We start from the raw sequence: 20,941 nt of genomic DNA on the forward strand, positions 1-20,941 counted from the left end.
ATCTAAAACTTGACGAATGTCAGGCTTCCATCCTCGGCCACAACTCCGCTGCCGAACGGGCTCAGGGCTATGGCATAGGGCCTCCGGAAGGGAACCCCCAACTGTTTGACCCACTGTTCGCCCTCATAAACATACACCCCGACCATCCCCTGTTCCGGCTGGCAGACCCACAGCCGCCCCAGGTAATCAAAACCCACCGCCTGGGGATGGTTCCCCACCGTTATCTGCAGGGTGCTGTGCCTGGCCCCGTAAAGATTATAGAAAATGATGATCCCGCTGCGCGAATCGGCCAGGGCCATAATGTTCCGGGAGACATCAACCGAGATCGAGCCGGGACGGAAAACGCCCCCGCCGGACAGCTCGATGTGAAAACTCCGCAGGTCGTATCCTGACCGGTCAACCACCTTGACCTGGGCGTTGATGCCGTCCAGCAGATAGATGTCACCGGAGATGGTGGCGGCGCCGGTCGATGCCGAGATGCCGGAAAAGCCGGCTTCGGACAACTGCTGTCCATTCCGGTCGAAGCATTTGATCTTCCGGTCCAGGCTGTTCAGCAGCCAATAGCAGTCAGCCCCGCCCGCTATTAGAACATCCCGGGGCTGGGACAGATCGGAACGGAATAGTTCCGTTCCGTCCCAGCCGGCCGAGGCCAGAACCCAGCCGGCCGCCTGGGTATAACAGGCATTGCCCGATCGGTCGGCGGCCAGCGAGGAGACCTGGGAGGTGATCTGGAGCGGATAGCGCAATGCGATATCAACCGTCCGTTCATTCATCCTTGCCGAGGGCCTCGGCGGGTCGATATAGGCGGTGCAGGAAAGGGCCACCAGGCCGAAGACCAGCAGATATTTTTTTGGATTCATGATGTTCGATCCCCAATAATCAAAAAATCCTCCGAGGCTGCATCCACAGGTAGGAGGATTTTTTTGGTTTATCGCTGAATTTAAAAACTTTTTCCCAGGGCCACCCCGATATCGCAGTTGCGGGTGGTCAGGAACTTAAGCTGCCAGCTCTCCCCGAGCTCCGCCCTCTTCAGCCGGTTCTTGTTGTATCGTTTGGTCAGCCGGGCGGCATTGACCGCCGAAAGAAGGTGGTTCAAAATGGCGGCCCCGTAGGAGTAGCTTATCCGGTGCAATGCCTCCTGGCTCCTGACCCGCAGGCCCCGGTATTGATACCAATCAGCTTGGGTCTGCCAGGCCCAGTCATCGGGGGATCCGTATAGCAGGCCGGCCACATAGGTTTCCTGGGCCTGGGGGTCATCGGGGTAGATCATTCGGGCCTCGGCCCAGATGTCCTCGTTGTACCAGTAACTGCTGGGGTATTCGTAGATATTCTGGTAGTAGATATCCTCGGTCTGTTCCGGGTTGGCCCCGGCCTGCTGGGCGGCAAAGTTGCGGTAATCACGCTTCCACATCTCCCCCTGGAATTTGTTGAAGGCGGCCAAGGACCAGATCATGGCCTCGGCCCCCAAAAAAACCTTGGCCTGGGTCTTGGCACCGGCATAATACTCGCCGGATCCCGGAAGGACCAGAGACATAAAGAAAGCTTTTTTGAGGGATTTCTTCGGGACTCTTATTCTTTCAGTTTGGCTGTTGGGATCCTCGGGAAGGGGTGCAACCGAAGGCCTGATCTCAACCTCATTGATGCTCAGGCTATCGGGCCTTGGACTGTCTCCCTCCACCGCACTTTCCGCCGCCGGCAGGCTGCCGGCAAGAAATGCAGCCATCATGAATGTATGGATAAAATACTTCATCATCTTATCACCGCCGCTTTCAATATCTGATATTGGGTATCGTTAGTGGATACAGCCTCCAGCCGGATCAGATAGATCCCGAAAGCCAGGTTGCCCAGTTTCCACAATATTTCGTTCTCGGTTCCGGCAAACCCCGGCTGGCTGAAATCCTGGACCAGGTCCCCGGCCAGGTTGAAAACTTTGATATTGACATTGGCCTGGCTATTCAGCGATAACCTTATCTTGGCCGAGTTTCCCCTGGCCGGATTGGGATACACATAGGCATTGGCCAGCAGTTTATCCGAAATCTTCAACGGGTGCTGGGAAAGATCCCAATTTAAGTATCCGGAGTTGGCCTGGTCGTTATGGAACCCGGTCCAGTGGCTGGTCCGGGTGGAGAAGGCCGACGGCAGGCTCCAGGCATACAGCCTTCCGTCATCGCAGCCGATGGCCAGTTCGGTGCCGGTGGTATCGCCGTCCAGGTCAAAGGCCAAAGGCGTGGAATAGGTGCGGCCGCCAAGGGTCAATGGAAAGCCGGCCGCATCGCTGCCATCATTTTTGAAGGCCATCACCGCATTGTCCGGGGAGCCGATCACGATCTCCGGCAGGCGATCCCCGTCCACGTCAGCCATTATCGGAGAGGACTGCACCAGTTGGGATGACGACACCTCCACCGGGAAGCCCTCCACCAGGGTGCCGTTATAATTGTAGGCATGAAGTTTATTGTTGATGGCCACCGCCAGTTCCAGATATCCGTCCCCGTCGATGTCGCCCAGGGCCGGGGAAGACAGGACCATCCCGCTGTAGCTTACCGGCCAGCCCTTTAAAAGCTTGCCGCCCTTATCTACTATATAGATGCCCTTGTTGGTGCAGCAAACGATATCCGGATTCCCGTCCCGGTCGATATCTCCCACCGCCGGGGAGGAGCTGACCACATCGGCCCAGGGCTGCAACGCCGGGAACCCCGCCACCAATTCGCCGTTCCCCTTGAAGGCGAACACCCGGCTGTCGCCGGAAAGAACGATGATCTCCTTGCCGGGCGACGAGGCGTCCAGTTCAGCCAAAGCCGGGGTGGAGCGGGTCTCCATCGCCAGATCCTTCGGAAATCCCGGCAGGGTATTACCGCGATGGTCCCAGACATGCAGTTTCATATCTTCGCCAGCCGCGATCACCTCCATGGTGTCGTCCCCGGTGACATCGCCCAGGGCCACCGAGGAGTATATCGGCCCGGGCAGGATGGCCGGGAACCCCGGGAGCGGGGTGGCGTGGTAAACCACATAGGGATTCCCATTGTCCGACAGCACCGTGTCCGGCTGGGGGATCAGGCGGAATCCGGATACCTGCCCCTCGGTCATGGAATAGGACGAGGCGACGAATACCTCCTGGATCCCGTCCCGATCGATATCCGCCACCGCCGGCGAGGAATAAACATAACTGCCTTCCTTGACCCGGGCGATCTCCGCCCGGATGCTTACCGTGTCGTATCCGGCCAGCACCGTATCGCGTTCCCTATTGAACAGTCCTGAACCATCAGCCTTCCAGGCGCACAATCTGCCCAGCACCCCGGCGGCCAGCACCGCCTTGTATGACGAATCGGTGCCGGGATGCATGGTCAGGTAATTGACGCTGTTCCAGTCCACCGTGTCCCCCAGCACCGCCGGGAAGCCCGGCACCGACCATCCCACCTTCACCCGGGCCTTCATGGTATCCCCCGGAAGAGAGATATTGTAGATGGAGATATGGGTGGAAGAGCCGTCGTTGGCCAGGCTGGCCGGGTTGCTGGCGTCATCCAGCCGGTCGTTGTTGCCCCTGAAATATGCATCAAAGGGGCTGGCAATGGTGGAATAGGGCGAGCTGACCCAGTGGCGCAGATCCTGAATGTGGTCGGCCTCCAGCATATAGATGGCCTTGGGCGTGCCGGTCATCAGGCTGTTGTCATACCAGCGCTGTTGGATCAAGTCATCGTCCACATGATAGACCAGCAGGCCGCCTTTGCCCAGGTCGAAGGGCAGTGACATATCGTAATCATCCACCTTCACCAGCACTCCGTTTCGCCAAACCCTGACGGCACTGCTGTCCGATCCGTAGCCGTATATCGAATCTTGATAAATTACCTGATCATTGGGGTTGGCCCAGGCCCGGCGGTTCTCGATCAGGTAATACTCGTGTGAATTGATCGGTATCTTGACGATGGCCTTGGGATCCTTGGCCACCCAGGTAAAGACCTGCTCGAAGTCGTCCCCCGGCTTGAGCTCTATGGGTTCGGCCCATCCCAGAAACACCTTGCACCAGGCCGAAAGGTGCGGCGGCACATAGGCGTTCATGTTGAACGACCCCCAGGACATCAGCTCCCACTCCCCCAGCCCGGCCGACTCGTAGGTGTAGTCGTAGAGGTCCGGCAGACCCAGCTGGTGGCCGAACTCGTGGGCGAACTCGCCCTGCGACCCCAGCACCATGCCGTCCTGGCTCTGGGTGGCGGCGTCCAAAATGCCATCGTAGATGGTATCCAGCCCGGCATTGGCGATGATCGGCTGGTCGCCCAAAGAGATGAACACCGAGGGGATGTCGGCCCCGTAGGGATCGGTCTGCCAGCAGGAGCCGGCATGAATGATCATATATGACTGGTAATCGCGGAAGGAAATGTTGGCCGGATCCTGGTCGGCCGCCACGATGGCGTCCCGGAACAGGAAATACAGCCCGGCTCCCCAATTGTCCCAGTTGTTATAATAGTCGCTGTAGAATGCCATCTGGTGCGGCAGGGTATAGGCGGCGGTATCGCCCTGGGGAAACTGCTCGAACTCGATATGTAGCTTTCCGTAGGAGACCGCCCGGTAGTAATTTCGCATGGCCAGCATCTGGTTATGGATGTAGGTGCTGTCATGGGGCGGCTCGTAATAGAGGTTGTGCCCCTGGGCCGGATCGTTGTTGGTGTAGACCGGCTCCCCGTTGCCGGCATAGTCAAAATGCCCGTTCCCGGTGGTATTGATGTCGCTGTCCAGCTGGAACTGGGCCTTGATCACCAGCACCTTGATGGTGTCGGGGGTGGCGGCCTTGATGCCCTTTTTTGCCTTGGCAGCCCGGATCCCGCCCAGGATATTGCGGGTGGAAACGGCGTCCCGGTAGCCCCTGGGCTGCTGTTTGATCTGTTCGGCAATGGTCATGGAGCTCTTCCAGGTCTCCTTCAGGCCCCTCAACTCATCACCCTGCAGACTGCCGGCCAGCAATGCCGTTATCAAGGCTGGCCTGATTATGTAATTAAATGAAAACCTCAAGATGCCTCCCCCGATTCATAGATTTGAATGATGTTAAAACACCGCCGACAGCGAGAATTTTTTATTGAAGTTCTGCAGGTCGCCGCCCGGCTCCATGGCAAAGTCAAATTGTATCTTGCGGAATCCCACCCCGGCACCGTAGGTGGGTCCCTTGATGTGTCCCACTTCGTCCAGCACATAGCCGGCCCGCAGGGCCAGGCTGGCCGGGCCCAGATACCAGTACTCCATCCCCAGATGGTGGACCACGTCCTGGAGCTCTTCCTTCCACGGCCGGTCGGGGGAAAGGTCGACGATGGTCTTGGTGAAGTCCCAGGCCGCGGTCAGTTTGGAGTATTTGCCGTCCAGGATGTCGTAAGCCGTGCCGACCCTGACGTTGCGGGACAGGGGATCGGCCTCCTGGGCGTCGATATAGGTAAGCTTGGGCCCGATGTTCTGGACGTTCAGGCCCAGGGCCAGACCGTCGAACGGCCCGTGATAGAGCAGCCCCAGGTCCACCGCCCAGGTGGTGGCGATCCCCTTTCCCTGCTCGCCCGGAGCCCCAAAGGGCGCCAGGTGCGAATAGATCAGCTTCAGGTTGATCCCGCCGGCCAGGTTGCTGTATATTTTGTTGGCATAGGTAAGGGTGGGCGAGAATTCGTAGCTGGAGAAGGTCCCCAGCACCTGTTCATTTTCATCTATCCGCTGATTGGTCCCTTCCGAGAGAAAGACCACATTCCCGCCGAAAACCCCCCAGTCCTTTACCGGCTGGGCATAGGCGATGAACTCATAATACATATCCCCCACATCGCTCCAGATCTCGGAAAGCCAGGGGGAATGCATCATGGTGGCGTAATGCGGAGTGGGCTCGACCTTTCTTTTCAGCGAGCCGGGCAGGGCCGATTCCAGCAGTTTCCGGTTCAAGGCGGTAAGATCTTCAATGCTCAGATAATCGACTCCCTCCTGGATGTAGCCCAGGGCAGCCGGATCCAGGTCTTCATTTTTGAAATATTCGGCTCTATATAAAGCCCGGTTGGCCAGCAGCTGGTTCAGCCCTCCCAGCATCGATTCCCTGTCCTCCCGGCTGACAGCCTTGTTGGTCCGGTATCTGTCGCAGATGGCGATGAATTCAGGAGCCAGCAGGCTTCTGATATGCATCTGGGGCGAAGCCTGGATCTTTTTGCGGTATGAGGCCAGGTCGGACGGAAACAGGATTTCCAGGGCCTCCCGTTTTGCCTTTAAGGCCGGCAGGTTATCCTTCTGTCCGGCTTCTCCGGTTTCATAGCCGTTGATGACGGTATTCATGAATTCCAGAACGCCGGTCTCCTCCTCCGGGGTCATTGCCTCCTGGCCGTGATATTTCTTCAGGCTTTCCCAGCCCGGTTCCCCGATCTTACTGACGATATACAACGACAGGGAGTCTTTTCCCATCCTCTGGGCGTAAGGTTTGATGATCTCCGGCAGGTAGCTTTCCAGCAGGGTTCGGTTCAGCTTGATCGAGTTATCCGGGCCTATCTTCCGGTGATCGATCGTCAGGGATATCTGCCGGGGATAGGCGGCCTCCAATAGTTGCATATTGAATAATGCCAGGTCTTCGCCTTTGAGGCCGACCGCTGATCTTTCCTTAAGGGCATCAGATAACACCACGTTAGCCAATCTGGCGGGCTGGTAAAGTCTCCCCTTGATTATTTTGCTGAATTCCACAGCCAGGATAGTGGCCGCCGAATCAGCCGGCAAGCCGTTTTTCAGAACGGCTCTGCTGCGCGAAGCAAGCCTGCCCCAGAGGTATCTGGACAGGGGATCATTGGCCGCCACCAGTTGCTGGACCAACCCCAGGGGATCGGCAAAATCCCGGGAGGTCAACTCATTTTTATCCCGGGAATATTTACCGGTCAGTATCAGCTCCCTGATGGTTGGCGGGGTTTCCATTCCATCCAAAACCGACCGGCGATAGATATCCTGGTCGGACGATATCTGTTTGTTCAGGCTGTATAATACGGTCCATTTATCCTGCAGGGTCATCACGCTGTCGGAGTTGAAGATGGCGGCCCGGGCGGTGCTGTCCAGCCACCCGGATACCAGCCGGTAAGCCCGGCCATCCCTGGTGGAATCACGTAGAAATTCGCCCAGCTTGTTCCAATCGGCAATGTCCGATACGGTCAGCAGGGGCGACTGCCCGGCCTGCAGAATGATGGAGGCGGGATCGAGCAGGTCCTGCTGCTGGACCAGATAGAAGGCATCCTTATCCTGCAGGTTGGACACCAAGACCGCCCAATCCTTGATATCATCCTCCTGGAAATACTGGACCGCATCCGGCATCAAAAAGGCCAGCCCGGCCGGGTTGAAATAGGTGGCGGTGGCGTCGTCGGAGATGGCGGCGAAGGCGCTGCCCATACCGCTGGGCCTGGCCCCGGGACGGATCAAAAGGAAGATGGCCCCACCCTCGGATATGGCGTAAGCCGGGCCGGTTGCCAAACCAAGGAACATCACGGCCAACAGCATAACGATGCCGGTTGATCTTTTAAACAACATTGAATGAACTCCCCTAAAGTTTATCTTGTTCTATTAATGCATTATCACTAATTTGCCGAACCCGGAGTTTTCCAGGCCGTCCTCCCGGGCGGTTATTTTATAAAGATACACCCCGTTGGCCGGGATGCTTCCTCTGTCATCCCTTCCGTTCCAATGCACCTGGTTGTAACCGGCATTCAGGTTGTTGGCGGGGATCTCCCGGATCAGGTTCCCGGCCACGGTGAATATTCTGATGACCACATCCCCCGGCTGGGAAAGCATGAAGGTAAAATAGGTGTCGTCCTTTAGAGGATTGGGAAAGTTGTAGATCGAGGATACCTTCAGTTCGGTCTCCACATTCATCGCATTTTCCCACAGCCCCTTCCTCAGCCTGGTATCATAGGCTTCCACCCGGACGGTATATTTGCCGCTGGAGGTAAAATTATAGGCGTACTCCGCCGCGCCGGATGTCAGGGTGTCGTTGGAAAGGCTGTAAATAAAATCCTTGGCGATATCGGTGGAGACCAGCTGTGCCCCGTCTTTTATAACGGTAAATTTTATCTCGCCGTATTTGGAGACGCCGGGGGCGATGTTAATGCCGCTTCGGTCCGATATCTCCACCCGGAACCTGGTCTGGCTGGGCAGGTAATCACCCTGCTTTAAGGCCACCCCCCCGGCGTATACAGTTATCTTCGGAGCCGAGGTATCCTGATAAGTGGTGTCGGGATCGGGGTCTACCCCGCCTATCCAGAGGGTGTCGGCGGTAATCCCGGCGGCATCCACCGCTGAATTCCAGGCATAGGCCCGGACCTTGGCTCCCGAAACCGGACCGGTATGCAGCTGGTCTGGTATGTTGACGACTGTTTGAAAGCTGTCATTGACCACCGGGAACTCCCCCCGGAAGATGATATTCCCGGGAAGCAGATAGCCATTGCTATTGTCGGGAATATCCCTCAGCTCCAACATCACCCTGCCCGAAAAATTGCTGGCGGCGTTCACGGCTCCGCTGATATTGTATCGTCCCTGATTGTAGAGGGTGTCGGAACTTACGGTGACGATTACTGGATTCTGGGGCTGGCCGAACCTGATCCCGGGGTCGCCCAACAAAGTGTAGCACTCATTGTTGACGGGATCTATTGTTATAAACTTAGCGTACAACACAGCTGTTCCCAGGTTAAAAACCGAGTCAAATAAAGCGTAATATAAATTATAATTCAGGGTTTCATTTCGCCCGACATAACCCTCGCGGGTGCTGCCAAAGGAGGCTACGGCCCCGCCGGAGGCTTTGGTGACCACTAATGAATTGATGCATCTATAATATGGGTTATCGAAACGAGAGACACCGCAGGAAGCGGTTATCACCAATGGCAGGCGGCTGCCGTTGGACAGATAGGGTATGTCGGTATCGCGAAAGTACCACTCGTGTCCCCAGGTCCACCAGGCGCCATGGCCGATGAAATTGATTATTCCCGCTCCTTCATTCCAGAATTTGTTAAGATCGGCCCTGGCGCTGGGTTTGTAAGCACCCTCCAGGGGATAGCTGGTCCCATATACCTTCTGAACAGAATATATTTCCGGCAGGTGACCATATAATGTTTCCGTTGCGTTCTTATCATCATCATCAGCTACTAACAATGCCTGAGATCGCCAAGGAGACAGGGTTTTGGGCGAATCGTAATTGATCGTTTTATTTACCACCGCCCAGGCCTCCTCGCTGTTGGCTGCCGGCAGGCGGGCGATGGAGAACTGGGGATACAGGCCGGTGGTAAAATATGCGTACCAGTCATCGTGGGAATGCAGTTGATACTCCTTCAGCATAAAATAAAGAATATCTTCTTGATGGGTGGGCACCAGATTGGAATTGGCGATGGAACGGTCGATATGCCGGTAGTCGTAGTTGCCGTTACCGAAAAGCACACACCAGACCGGGCTGGTGCCGCCGGAATTAGTATAAATATATTTGAGAAAATTGCGGATGGCCGCCGGGTCGTTTACCCCGAACCCAAATTCATTGTAGATCCAGGAGAGCTTCACCGCCCGGGCCGGCTGCTGCTCCGGTTTGGCCTTATGATGATTCAGCAAATCCTGGGCCTGGGGCCATAGTTGGTCGGCAGCAATAATAAGATATTTGACATCGGCGCATAGTTCCCTCAAGCGGTTTGGCTGGTAGGCTTCCACCCTGTTCGGCTTGAGCCAGGCCGATGATGCCGACACAAAATACCTGTTACCTTTTTCCCAGCCGTCGTCAAACTGAATGTAGGCCGGAAATATCTTTGAGGTTTGCAGAGACATCGGGGCCTCGGGATCAGAGATATCCAGCAATTGGCAGCTGTCGGAATTGAATCCAGTCAGATGGAAACGGTTAACAGATTGGCCCGAGGAATCAGCTCGGAATTTAAGGCCACCCTTGTAGGCCTGATATTTGCGTGAGTATGCTAATTCCAACCAGTTGAAATATATGGCATCGGTAGTATCCGCATCTTCCTTTAAAAGACTTATTGTCAGAGCGTTGGTTGCATCCTGCAGATTATCGATACTCGTTGAATCGGTCAATTCCCTGCTGCTAATCGGCTCGTGACCACCATCGGCTGTCGGTCCAGGACTGCCGGTCCACGATAAATCTTTAGTGGTTAGCCCATTCAATCCCCACACAAAATGATGTTTGGAATATATGCCGGCCCTTAGTGATATGCGCAATTTCGCGTTTGTTCCTTGCACCCCGGGGGTGGCCAGGTCATACGAATATGTCCGGCTGTTTTCCGAGGAAGCCCTCTTCAGGTTCGCCCAATAGTAGAACTCTCCGGAATTGAAGGGATTGAACTTGTCCTGTTCAAAATGCAAAGTATCGGCAAAAGACTGTAACGGCTGCAGGTTTCCCGGGCCGGGTTCGCAATTTCTGGTCTGCATCCGCCGGCCGTTATCCCCGCCCCAGGTCAGCCAATAGCAGTTGGTGTCGGCATAGGGGTTGAAGAACTGCGGGGTGGTCAATTTTGAATTCTTGTGCCAGCCGGACAGGTCCTGCCCGTAGAATATTATATGATCGCCTCGGTCGAACCGGCCATCCTCCTGCCCCCGGACCAATATGGCCATCTGTTTCATGGTGTCCGGCGCGGCGATGTTCCGGTCCTTGGGCAGGGCCGCCGAGCCGCCGGAGAATATCTTGATGGTCCGGGGATCGATGACCGCCGGGTCGATCCCGTTGCGCAGCAGGTGATCATAATCCAGGCGGTAGATGCCCTCCTGCAGCACCGACAATTTGTACCAGACGGAATGCCCGTCAAACGGGTCGGCCGCTTTTGCTTTGGAGGTTTTTTCAGAAACCTTCCAATTGCGGCTTTGGGGATAATTGATCAGCAGTTTTGAGAATACCGGGGCAAAAGCCGGATCCGGCCGGGGATGGTTATCCCGCCCGGCAATATCCCAGCTGACCCTGACCAAAATTCTTTTGTTCAGCCTTAATACGCCCACCAACGGATCGTATTGGACCGGGCTCATCTTTATTCCGGCGATGTTATATTGCCGCAGCCTTTCGACCGACGCCAGGCTGGCAATTGTCCCGGGCAGCATGCCCGCCTGGCCATAGTGCGAAGGGTTCTTAACATACCGGTATGAGCCCAGGCCGGACTGCCCAGATGATACCAGTGCGGGGACCGGGGCTAGGTTGAAATCGCGGATATCCTCCGATTCCACCGAGATAACCTGCAATTTTACCCGGGCCCCTTCCGGAACGCCCAGGCTGATCGGGTGCTCCAAAGTAGCCGGCGCTCCGGGCTCCCCGGCCGTCTGGCAGCCGGGCAGAAATATGGTCTGCTCCCCATCGGTATTAAGCTTGAACTCCGGCTGTTCCATGCTGTATTCGATGAGGGCGGAGTAGGCATCGGCCGAAACCAACCGGGTCTCTGCCCTAAGCAGGCCGCAGGCCGCTATAACCAAAATCAGGGCATATGTGGTCTTTTTTGTCATATTTTTAATAATAATAAAAACCGGTATCCCGTTAAGAGACCCGGCTTTTGTAAGGTTGACATGATAGTAAAAAGCCAGTGTCGTTTAAATCTTTACATGCCAAAACAGGATATTCGTCAATTCTTAAATTAACAAACACCCCCAGCACTGAAAATTTAAACCAGGGTCACTGACTTTAATATCCTTATAAAATCTCCATTTAATCTGCCCTAACTATAATCTAAATTAGGTTATTTGTCAAGGGGTTAGATTGTATTTTACATCCCGAAAAAACTTAAATAAACCCCCAGCAATTCCCTGCCCCAGAAAAGTGACAGGATGCCGCCCAAGGCCAAAAACGGCCCGAAGGGAACCATGGCCTTGGGCTTTATTCCTTCCGGAGCTTCACTTTTTTTAGCCCGGCCCAATAGGATCAGCAGCAGACCGACAACCGATCCGGCCAGGAAGGCCAGGAAGAAACTTACCAGCACGGCCTTCCAGCCGAAAAAGGCCCCGATCATTGCCGCCAGCTTGATGTCCCCCCCGCCCATGGCCTCCTGTTTGAACACCTTTTCCCCCAGCCAGGCCGCCAGCCAAAGGAATCCACCCCCCAGCACCACGCCGATGGCGCTGTCCACCAAGGGCCACTGCGACAGGACATCCCCCCGACCGAACACGGTCAGGTCCACCGGGACCCCAAAGGTAGCCAGGGCTGCCAATAAAAGACCCATAGCCAGGCCGGAGAGGGAAAAGACATCGGGAATGATGTAGTGTTCGATGTCTATGGCCGAGATCACCAGCATGGCCCAGACGAAGGGAATGTACCCCGCCAGCCTCCAGTCGGCCCCGAATTTAAGATAAATCCCCAGGAACAATAGTGCGCTCAAGATCTCCACCAACGGGTAGCGCCATGATATCTGGGCTTTGCAGCTGCGGCATTTTCGGCCCAAGAATAGATAGCTTAATACCGGGATATTATCATACCATCTGATCCCACCGAGGCATCTGGGGCAATGCGAAGGAGTGAAGACGATCTCCTCTTTGCGGGGTATCCGCCAGATGCAGACATTGGCAAAGGAGCCGAATAACAGGCCTAAAATAAAGATCATGATTCCCTGAAACATCTTTGTATCCATTAAATCATTTTACGATTACGCCGCCCAGATCGTAGGCCCAGGCCTTCTCCAAGGCGGCTTGGTAAATCCTGCCCGGAACCAAGGGGCGGGAACTGCGGATATATATCTTGCCGTCTATCTCCGGGGCCTCGCCATAACTTCGCCCGAAGTATTGATAACCGGATTTGAATGGAATGTTCCTATCCCCCTTCATCGCCCGTCCCTCACAGATAACCAAAACAGTTCGGCCAACTCTTGCCCGGTTTTTGGCAGACGAAACCTTTTGCTGCCGTCGCATCAAAGAGTCCAACCGCTGGGATTTTATTTTTTCAGAGACCTGACCCGTCATCTTGGCGGACCTGGTCCCCGGCTCGTGGGAATACGCGAAGACCCCCACCCGGTCCAGTTTCATCTCACCGGCAAAATCATGCAATTCGGAGAAATCATCCGCCGTCTCTCCAGGGAACCCAACGATGAAGGTGGTGCGCAGGATTATCCCGGGAATTTTTATGCGAAGTTTGTGAAGCAGTTCGACCATTTTTTGTTTCGTCACCTTCCGGCCCATTTTCGCCAGAAGTCGGTCGGATACATGCTGCAGCGGAATATCCAGGTATTTTACGATCTTCTTCTCCCGGGCCACGGCATCGACCAGGTCATCGTCGATATGGGCCGGATGGGTGTAGAGGATGCGGATCCATTCCAGGCCCTCTATTCGGGCCAACGCTTTCAGCAAACGGGGAAGGCTGCGCCGGCCGTAGATATCCGAACCGTAGGCGGTGGTGTCCTGGGCGATCAGGTTTATCTCCCTCACCCCTCGCCCAACCAGTATTTTGGCCTCCCGGATGATCTCCGGGATCGGGCGGCTGCGGAATTTTCCCCTTAGTGACGGGATCAGGCAATAGCTGCAACGGTTATCACACCCATCGGCTATCCGCAAATAAGCCCAGCCCGGCCCGGTGCTGACCAGGCGGTTTTGATAGAATTTCGCAGGATAATTGCAGGCCTTTGCCGGGATGGAATTTTTCTGGCCGCCTTCCAGCGCCGCCAGGATATTGATGTAACCGTGAACGCCCACCAGGGCGTCTATCTCCGGGATCTCTTTTTTCAACGACCGGCCCATCCTCTGGACCAGACAGCCGGTGACCACCAGCCGGAACCCCAGGTTCTCTTTTTTCATTGCCAGAGCCGATATCTCGGCCAGCCCTTCCTCCACCGCCTCCTGCAGAAACCCGCAGGTGTTGACGATCACCGTCCCGGCGCTATTGATGTCATTGGTAAAGCGGTATCCCTTTTGCGCCAGCTGGCCCATCATGGCCTCGGTGTCGATGCGGTTCTTGGGACAGCCCAGGGAGACGGTATGAATATCAATTTTTATTTTACTGGCGTCGATCAAATATTCACCCCATTTCCCGGTATTCAAAGCAATATTTCTTTCGTTTGCAGGCGGAACAAGGCTGTCCCATCCATAACTCGTCAAACTGCTTCATGATAAGTTCTACCAGGGCCGGATCCTTGGTGATTATGCCGGATTCGAAATTACGTTTACCGTCGGACTTGGCGCCCATCCCCGCCCCGGTCAGATTGGCGCTGCCGGAATAGGCGAATTTGCCGTCCACTATCACCGACTTGAAATGCATCCGGGGGCACAGCAGTTTTTCCATGCCGCTGATCAGGTTGGGATACCGGTCGAAATCCTTCCTGAAGTTGGGGCCCGGCTCCTTGGCGTGGATCAACCGGATGGGCACATTGTCATCTGCCAGTTGCGAGAGAAGTTTTAGAAAGGGGACCTTCTTTTTGCCCTGGTCGATGTAAAGGTCCTTCAGGTCGGAGGTGCCTACCCACAGGAACTTTTGGGCGGACGGGATCTCCTGCAGTATCACCCGGCGGTAGATATCGGCATCGGAGATGAATTCCAGATCGTATCTCATTTCAGGGTTTTTCGGATATCATCCAGCACCTGCCTGGCCTCCGGGACCATTTCGAAAAATTCATTCAGCCTGCCGCAGGCGTATTCCGGACAGTGGGCGCAGCTCTCCAGTTTTCTGGCCCGGCCGCACTCCCGGATCTTGCAGACGCGGCAATGTCCGAATAAAAGAGTCCCTTCGGAGGTGCACCCGTCGCAGAAGATGTCTTCGGGCTTGATGTCGGCGCCGTAGATCTGGGACCAGGTGGCGGCGGTCTTCTGCCGCAGTTCGGGATCGTCGGCGTGCCGGGCGATGTAGGCCGGACAGGCCGCGCAGTCCAGTCCGCAGAAAGAGATTTTCTTGTTCATATTTTAACTCGTTTATTTTTGCGTGTCACCCTGAGCCCGGCATCGTGCCCGACAAGCCGAATGGGTGGCACTGACATCCCTCAACCCATGTTACCTGGAAGTTCCATCGGGATGACATTGATCTGTCACCCTGAGCATAGCCGCATGCCTAACAAACCGAACGGGTGGCACTGTCATCCTACGCCCAGTCGCACTTTCAAGATTTCCCAGGAGGACAAAATAACAATGTCACCCTGAGCCCGGCATCGTGCCCTACAAGCCGAACGGGTGGCACTGTCATCCCTCAACCTGTGTCGCCTCGTAGTCCCCTCGGGATGACATTGATTTGTCGCCCTGAGCATAGCCGCATGCCTAACAAACCGAACAGGTAACGATATTTTCATCCATTATGATAAGAAATATGATCTTTTATGGATTCCTGCTTCCGCAGGAATGACCCGAAAGGCTAATTAAAAGGATAAACCCTTTGTGCTCTTTGTGCCTTTTGTGGTTAAACTGCATCCTCCTGGATTCCCGCCTGCGCAGGAATGACACAGCAGGCAAATAAAAGTAAAAAAAGTCTCTGTGTTTTCCGTGTCCTCTGCGGTAGTTGAGAAATCATTTCTTAACTGGGCGCACCAGTTTCCCCACCGCGTTGGCCAGGATATTCCCCTGCCGGTCGGTTATCTCCGATCCGGCCTCCACCATCCGGCCCTTGTCGCTGATCACCCGGCCGGCCAGGATCACCGGCTCCCCTATCTTCACCGGCTTCTTGAACCTGACGGTCAGCTCGGCGGTGACCGCCCCGGAGGCCCCGCCTCCGCCCTGGGAGCCGCCGGCGGCATGGGCCAGAGCCTCGTCCAATAGCGTTGAGACTATTCCGCCGTGCAGTATCCCCTGCCAGCCCTGGAATTTTGCCGGCGGCAGGAACTCCGCCCGACACTGCCCGGCCTGGGGATAGGTGAAATTAATTTGCAATCCGTCGGGGTTTTTGCTCCCGCAGGCAAAGCAAAAGTGGTCATCGTTAAGTTTCATGTTATATAATCACTTTTTCAGTTCGCAAGCGACGCCATATAAAATAAATTCATCAAATTTATACCTAAAACTAAAAGAGCTATCCGATAACATCTCAAATACTGTGTCACTTTTATCAAAAAAACTTTTCATATAAGGTTTTTGACCTTTGAACGTAAAATAAACTTTATTGCTATCTCTAGTCCAAACGCCTGGGAATGTGTATTGTTTATCAGTATCATTTGTTTCAGGTTGCCCGAGTAGTTTCATATAAAGGCTAAATTTATTATTGGGATTTACATTCAATTTAATTAACGCAACTCCATTATCGGTGCCACTATATTCTAATATTTTACTAAAGTCAGGGTCTGCCATGCCTATTGTTTTTGAAGCAATAATATCCTTGGTTGAAATATTATATGCTTTAACACTGCCAGACTTTTCCTTCGGCTTGGCACATGAAACAATAATCACAGAAAATATGATTGCGGTTAAATAATACTTTAAGTTTCATGCATCCCCCGGGGGATATCGAACTTCAGCGGTTCGGGGATGAACACCTCGTGAATGCACTTCAAGGCGTAATCGTCGGTCATACCGGCGATGTAATCGCCCACGATCACCGGGGCAGGGGTCTTCTCCTTCCGGTAGATCTGGCTGTACTTGTCCAAATGTCTTCCGAATCGGCGGAACAGCGGGACCGGGTCGTGGTCGTAGCGCTCGTGATCCTCCCCGCATCTATCATAGACGCTGGTCAGCTCCTCGAACAGGGTCCGCAGTATCTTCTCGCTGAACAGCCCGTATTCCTCCAAGGGCGGCGAGGTGTAGATATTCTTCATGTTGAAATCGTACAGGGCCTTCATCAGCTGGTGGTTCTCCTCGGACAGCGAGATGCGTCCGGTGCGCTGGGTCTGGGTGATGATGTCCTTGACCAGGGTGTCGATGATCTCGCCGTTCTTGCGCCCCAGTTTCTGCTTGATGCCGGACGGCACCTGGTCCTCGTCCACCAGCCCGGCCCGGATGGCGTCCTCCAGGTCGCGGCCCAGGTAGGAGACCTTGTCGGCCATCCGGACTATGGCCCCCTCGTATGACGCCGGATAGATCCCCAGTTTCTTGATGCCCTCCAGTTCCACCTTGTCCCAGCGGGGGGAGATCTCCTTTTCGTACTTCTCGCCGCAGTGGCAGATGATCCCGTCCCGCACCCCGTAGGTAAGGTTGAGCCCGGCCCCGTCGTTGGCCAGCTGGTCCACCACCCGCAGGGCGTACAGCTCGTGGTGGAATCCTCCCTGGTCCTTGAGGAGGTCCTGCAGCACCTCCTCCCCCCGGTGCCCGAACGGGGCGTGCCCCAGGTCGTGCCCGAAGGCGATGGCCTGGGCCAGATCCACGTCCAGGCCGAAGGCCCGGCAGATGGCCGAGGCGATGGTGGCCACGTGCAGGGTGTGCTCCATCCGGGTGCAGACATGGTCGTTGTCCGGGGAGAAGAACACCTGGGTCTTGTGTTTCAGCCGCCGGAAGGGCATGGAATGGATGATGGCGGTCTGGTCCCGGAAATACGGGCCCCGGATGTCCTCCTCGCGGGGGCGGACCCTTTCGGTGTAGATCTCGGGTTTAAGCGGGTTCTTCAATGTTTCCATGATGCTCCTGTATCCTTTACTGACGTCAACAGAATAGAGTTTAAAGCTCAAGGCTTAAAGTTGAAAGAATGAAAACAATCGTTCATAAATGGTAATACTTGGCGATGCGATAGTGCGGCAATTGTATGGTTGCCGGGCAGTTCTGTTCTTGCCCCCTCTAATTAAGAGGGAATACAGGGGTGCGTGGAATCCCCGGGACACCCCTCCTTCGTAAGCATCATATTGGTCAACCTCAGGACAAGTTCTGTCTCTCCCCTTTTTAGAGGAGATGGATTCCTGCTTCCGCAGGAATGACAAGGTAGTCAGATAAAAGTAAAAACACTTTGTGTTCTTTGTGTCTTTTGTGGTTCAGTGGTCTTGTCATCCTGAGTACACTTAGAGGCCTTCCAGTTTGTTGGATGACAATGGTCACCCATTCAACCTGTCGGGCGGGAAGCAATCTCAGGGTGACAAATAAGCCAGATTGTTTCGTTTGTATAATCTTCGAGACCACCACGCAATGACTGTGTCAGTCCAAAGTCTAAAGAATAAAAGCCTTTGTGTTTTGGTGTCTTGGTGGTTCAAGACCTGGATTCCTGTCTTCACAGGAATGACACGCTATCCCAGTATTTAGTAAAAGCCTTAGTGTCTTGGTGGTTCAAGACGGTCCCTAGCCCGAGACCGAGTACACCTCCTCGTAGGTGGTCACCCCCTCGATCATCTTGCGCAAGGCCACCTGCTTGAGGTCCATCATGCCGTCGGCGGCGATGGCCCTGTTCAATTTGTTGATGGTGACCGTCCGGGTCAGGGCTGCTTTAACGTTCTCGGTCATCTCCATCACCTCGAAGATGCCGGTGCGCCCCTTGTAGCCGGTGTTGCGGCACTCGCTGCAGCCCTCGCCGTAATACAGCTTGGATACCTTCTCCTCCAGCAGTTTGTTCTCGGGATCGTCCGGGCCCACTTCCCGGATGGCGCGGCAGTGGGGGCAGATCTTGCGCACCAGCCTCTGGGCCACTATCCCCACCACGGTGGAGGCGATCAGGTAGTACGGGATGCCGATGTCCATCAGCCGGATGATGGCCGAGGGCGAATCGTTGGTGTGCAGGGTGGTTAGCACCAGGTGCCCGGTGAGGGCCGACTGGATGGCATGGTCGGCGGTCTCCTTGTCCCGGATCTCGCCCACCATGATGATGTCGGGATCCTGGCGCAGGATATAGGGCAGGATGTTGGCGAACGACACCCCGGCGGTGTGCTGGACCCCTATCTGGTTGAAGTCCTCGATCACCATCTCGATGGGGTCCTCCACCGTGATGATGTTGACGTCCGGCGAGGACAGCGATTTGAGCGAGGAGTACAGGGTGGTGGTCTTGCCGCTCCCGGTGGGCCCGGTCACCAGGATGATGCCGTTGGGCCGGTGGATGAAAGCGTTGTATAATTGATATTCCCGGGGGTAGAATCCCAGCTGGTCCAGGTCCTGCATCAGCACCTCGGGGTCGAAGATCCGGATCACCACCTTCTCGCCGAAGGCCACCGGGATGGTGGAGACCCTCAGCTCCATCTCCTTGCCGCCGTAGCTGGTCTTGATCCGGCCGTCCTGGGGCCGCCGCTTCTCGGCGATGTTCATCCGGGACATGATCTTTATCCGGGACAGGATCGGGGCGTGCAGGGCCCGGGGGATGGTGTAGATGTAGTGCATCACCCCGTCGATCCGCAGGCGGACGTAGGATTTCTCCCGCTTGGGCTCGATGTGGATATCGCTGGCCCGCTGGTCGAAGGCGTAATGCATCAGGTATTCCACCGCGCTGGTGATATGCTGGTCGTTGGCCTCGATCTCGTCCTGGCCCCGCAGCTTGATGTACTGCTCCAGGTTTCCCAGCTCGGTGGAGGTTATCCGCTCGGACTCGGCCGCCTGGACCGAGGCCCTAAAGCCGTAGAACTCCCGGATGATCTTCAGCACGTCGGTCTTGGAGGCCAGCACCAGGCTGACCTTGATGTTCTTGGCGATCCGCAGGCTCTCGATGTGGTCCAGGTTATAGGGATCCACCACCGCCAGGGTCACCAGGGTATTGTTCTCCTCTATGGGCACCACCAGGTGCCGCATGGCATAGGGCTTGGAGATGTGCGAGGTGACCACGTCCAGTTTGAGCTTCAAGGGATCGATCTTTTTATACTCCATGCCTGATTCCTCGGCCACCGCCCGGGTGATGTCGTCCTCGGACAGCAGGCGCCCGCTGCCGTCGGGTATCAGCAGGTTGAACGAGGAGATGATCTCGGCCGGGGTGATGATGTTGGCGGCCTGGTACTGCCTCCGGCTGGCGTTGGTCTCCTGGTATTTCTGGAGCTTGGCCCGCTGGGCGTTGCCCTTGATCTGGACGTCCTTGAACTGGTCCTGGGTGATCTTCCCTTTTTTAAGGAGCACCTCCAACACGTATTCCACGGTGAGATGGGTGGGTTTTTTCATATGATTGAATTATTTGAGTTGCAGTGAGATGGATGAAATATTATCGCAGATAGAGGGGGAAAATGCAAGGGGAGAATAAAATTCCCCCTCCGCATCGGAGGGGGGCAGGCCTGCCCGCTCGTGCCAAAGGCAGACCCGCTCGTGCCATAGGCAGACCAGCCTATATGGATTTACCTGCGGTGGCGGGCTATATGGGTTACATGCTAATGGCGGGGGGGCGGTCAAACAGCCGGGCATACAGGTAGGGGAGGGTTTGAAACCCTCCCCTACGATATTGGGCCAGGCACGGAACATGGATTCCTGCTCCCCGCCTTCGCGAGGACAAGCTTCGCAGGAATGACACGGTAGTCCGGCATGAAGTAAAACCCTTGGTGTCTTTGTGTCTTGGTGGTTAAATAAAAATCCCTCTCCAAATTACTTTAGAAAGGGATTGAACCAAGGCGAATTTATGTCGTCCGGTAATTGGTGTATTGCAGGGCCAGCCCCAGGTCGTCCTCCCGGAACAGGGCGATCACCTTCTGCAGGTCGTCCTTGTCCTTTCCGGAGACCCGCACCTGCTGGTCCTGGATCTGGGCCTGGACCTTGATGCTGCTGGCCTTGATGCGCTTGACCATCTCCTTGGCCTTGTCCATGGGAATGCCCTGCACCAGGTTCAGCTCCTGGCGGATCATGCCCTTGGCGGCGGTATCCACCGGGCCCAGCTCCAGGCATTTTACCGACAGCCCGCGCTTGACCATCTTGCCGTAAAGAATATCCAGCATGCTCTTGCGCTTGAACTCGTCGCTGGCCAGCAGGGTGATCTTCTCGGGGCCCAGGTCGATCTGGCAGTTGGCGCCCTTGAAATCGAACCGCCCGATCATCTCCTTCTGGGCCATCACCACGGCGTTCTTCATCTCCTGGGCGTCGATCTTGGATACGATATCGAATGAACTCTGGCTCATGATTAGTTATCAGTTATTGGTTATTAGTTGTTGGTTGTGGGATATACCGTGAATTATAAACTGTAAACTGTAAACTGTTAACTGTCCGCTATACCCTATTCGCTATACGCTGGTAT

14 protein-coding genes are annotated in these 20,941 nt (G+C 55.4%); all 14 read right to left on the reverse strand.

Going from position 1 to position 20,941, the window contains the following annotated elements; all coding sequences use genetic code 11:
* Positions 1-2 precede the first annotated feature (2 nt).
* The 14 genes from A2273_06865 to A2273_06930 all read right to left on the reverse strand — a co-directional run bounded on the left by A2273_06865 (position 3) and on the right by A2273_06930 (position 20,825).
* Positions 3-860, reverse strand: a complete 858-nt coding sequence (locus A2273_06865; GenBank protein ID OGF08652.1) for a hypothetical protein — start codon at positions 858-860, stop codon at positions 3-5.
* An 80-nt stretch (positions 861-940) separates the two neighbouring features.
* A complete protein-coding gene (locus tag A2273_06870) occupies positions 941-1,753 on the reverse strand; it encodes a hypothetical protein (protein OGF08653.1) in 813 nt (270 codons plus the stop codon).
* Entirely contained in the window at positions 1,750-5,001 is a 3,252-nt protein-coding gene (locus tag A2273_06875) for a hypothetical protein (GenBank protein OGF08654.1), read from the reverse strand. Before A2273_06875 ends, A2273_06870 begins: the two co-directional genes overlap by 4 nt.
* Before the next feature lie 33 nt (positions 5,002-5,034).
* The gene (locus A2273_06880; GenBank protein OGF08655.1) at positions 5,035-7,509 is read right to left on the reverse strand and encodes a hypothetical protein; all 2,475 of its coding nucleotides are present in this window, start codon (positions 7,507-7,509) and stop codon (positions 5,035-5,037) included.
* A 33-nt stretch (positions 7,510-7,542) separates the two neighbouring features.
* On the reverse strand, positions 7,543-11,451 hold the full coding sequence (locus A2273_06885; GenBank protein OGF08656.1) for a hypothetical protein: 3,909 nt from the start codon (positions 11,449-11,451) through the stop codon (positions 7,543-7,545).
* A 257-nt stretch (positions 11,452-11,708) separates the two neighbouring features.
* Positions 11,709-12,566, reverse strand: a complete 858-nt coding sequence (locus A2273_06890; protein ID OGF08657.1) for a hypothetical protein — start codon at positions 12,564-12,566, stop codon at positions 11,709-11,711.
* 4 nt (positions 12,567-12,570) lie between these two features.
* Positions 12,571-13,920, reverse strand: a complete 1,350-nt coding sequence (locus tag A2273_06895) for a ribosomal protein S12 methylthiotransferase RimO (protein OGF08750.1) — start codon at positions 13,918-13,920, stop codon at positions 12,571-12,573.
* A 22-nt stretch (positions 13,921-13,942) separates the two neighbouring features.
* Complete coding sequence (locus A2273_06900; GenBank protein ID OGF08658.1) at positions 13,943-14,473, reverse strand: hypothetical protein; 531 nt, start codon at positions 14,471-14,473, stop codon at positions 13,943-13,945.
* Positions 14,470-14,817: a hypothetical protein gene (locus tag A2273_06905; protein ID OGF08659.1), complete on the reverse strand. Its 348-nt coding sequence runs from the start codon at positions 14,815-14,817 to the stop codon at positions 14,470-14,472. The genes A2273_06900 and A2273_06905 overlap by 4 nt, the downstream gene beginning before the upstream one ends.
* Before the next feature lie 597 nt (positions 14,818-15,414).
* Entirely contained in the window at positions 15,415-15,831 is a 417-nt protein-coding gene (locus A2273_06910) for a hypothetical protein (protein OGF08660.1), read from the reverse strand.
* A 9-nt stretch (positions 15,832-15,840) separates the two neighbouring features.
* The gene (locus A2273_06915) at positions 15,841-16,185 is read right to left on the reverse strand and encodes a hypothetical protein (GenBank protein ID OGF08661.1); all 345 of its coding nucleotides are present in this window, start codon (positions 16,183-16,185) and stop codon (positions 15,841-15,843) included.
* Positions 16,186-16,313: 128 nt separating this feature from the next.
* Positions 16,314-17,444 (reverse strand): hypothetical protein, encoded by a 1,131-nt coding sequence (locus A2273_06920; GenBank protein ID OGF08662.1) that lies wholly within the window; start codon positions 17,442-17,444, stop codon positions 16,314-16,316.
* A 649-nt stretch (positions 17,445-18,093) separates the two neighbouring features.
* Positions 18,094-19,884: a type II secretion system protein E gene (locus A2273_06925; protein OGF08663.1), complete on the reverse strand. Its 1,791-nt coding sequence runs from the start codon at positions 19,882-19,884 to the stop codon at positions 18,094-18,096.
* 446 nt (positions 19,885-20,330) lie between these two features.
* Positions 20,331-20,825: a YajQ family cyclic di-GMP-binding protein gene (locus A2273_06930; protein OGF08664.1), complete on the reverse strand. Its 495-nt coding sequence runs from the start codon at positions 20,823-20,825 to the stop codon at positions 20,331-20,333.
* Positions 20,826-20,941: the final 116 nt, after the last annotated feature.

The sequence above is a fragment of the Candidatus Edwardsbacteria bacterium RifOxyA12_full_54_48 genome (assembly GCA_001777915.1).
Classification (GTDB): domain Bacteria; phylum Edwardsbacteria; class AC1; order AC1; family EtOH8; genus UBA2226.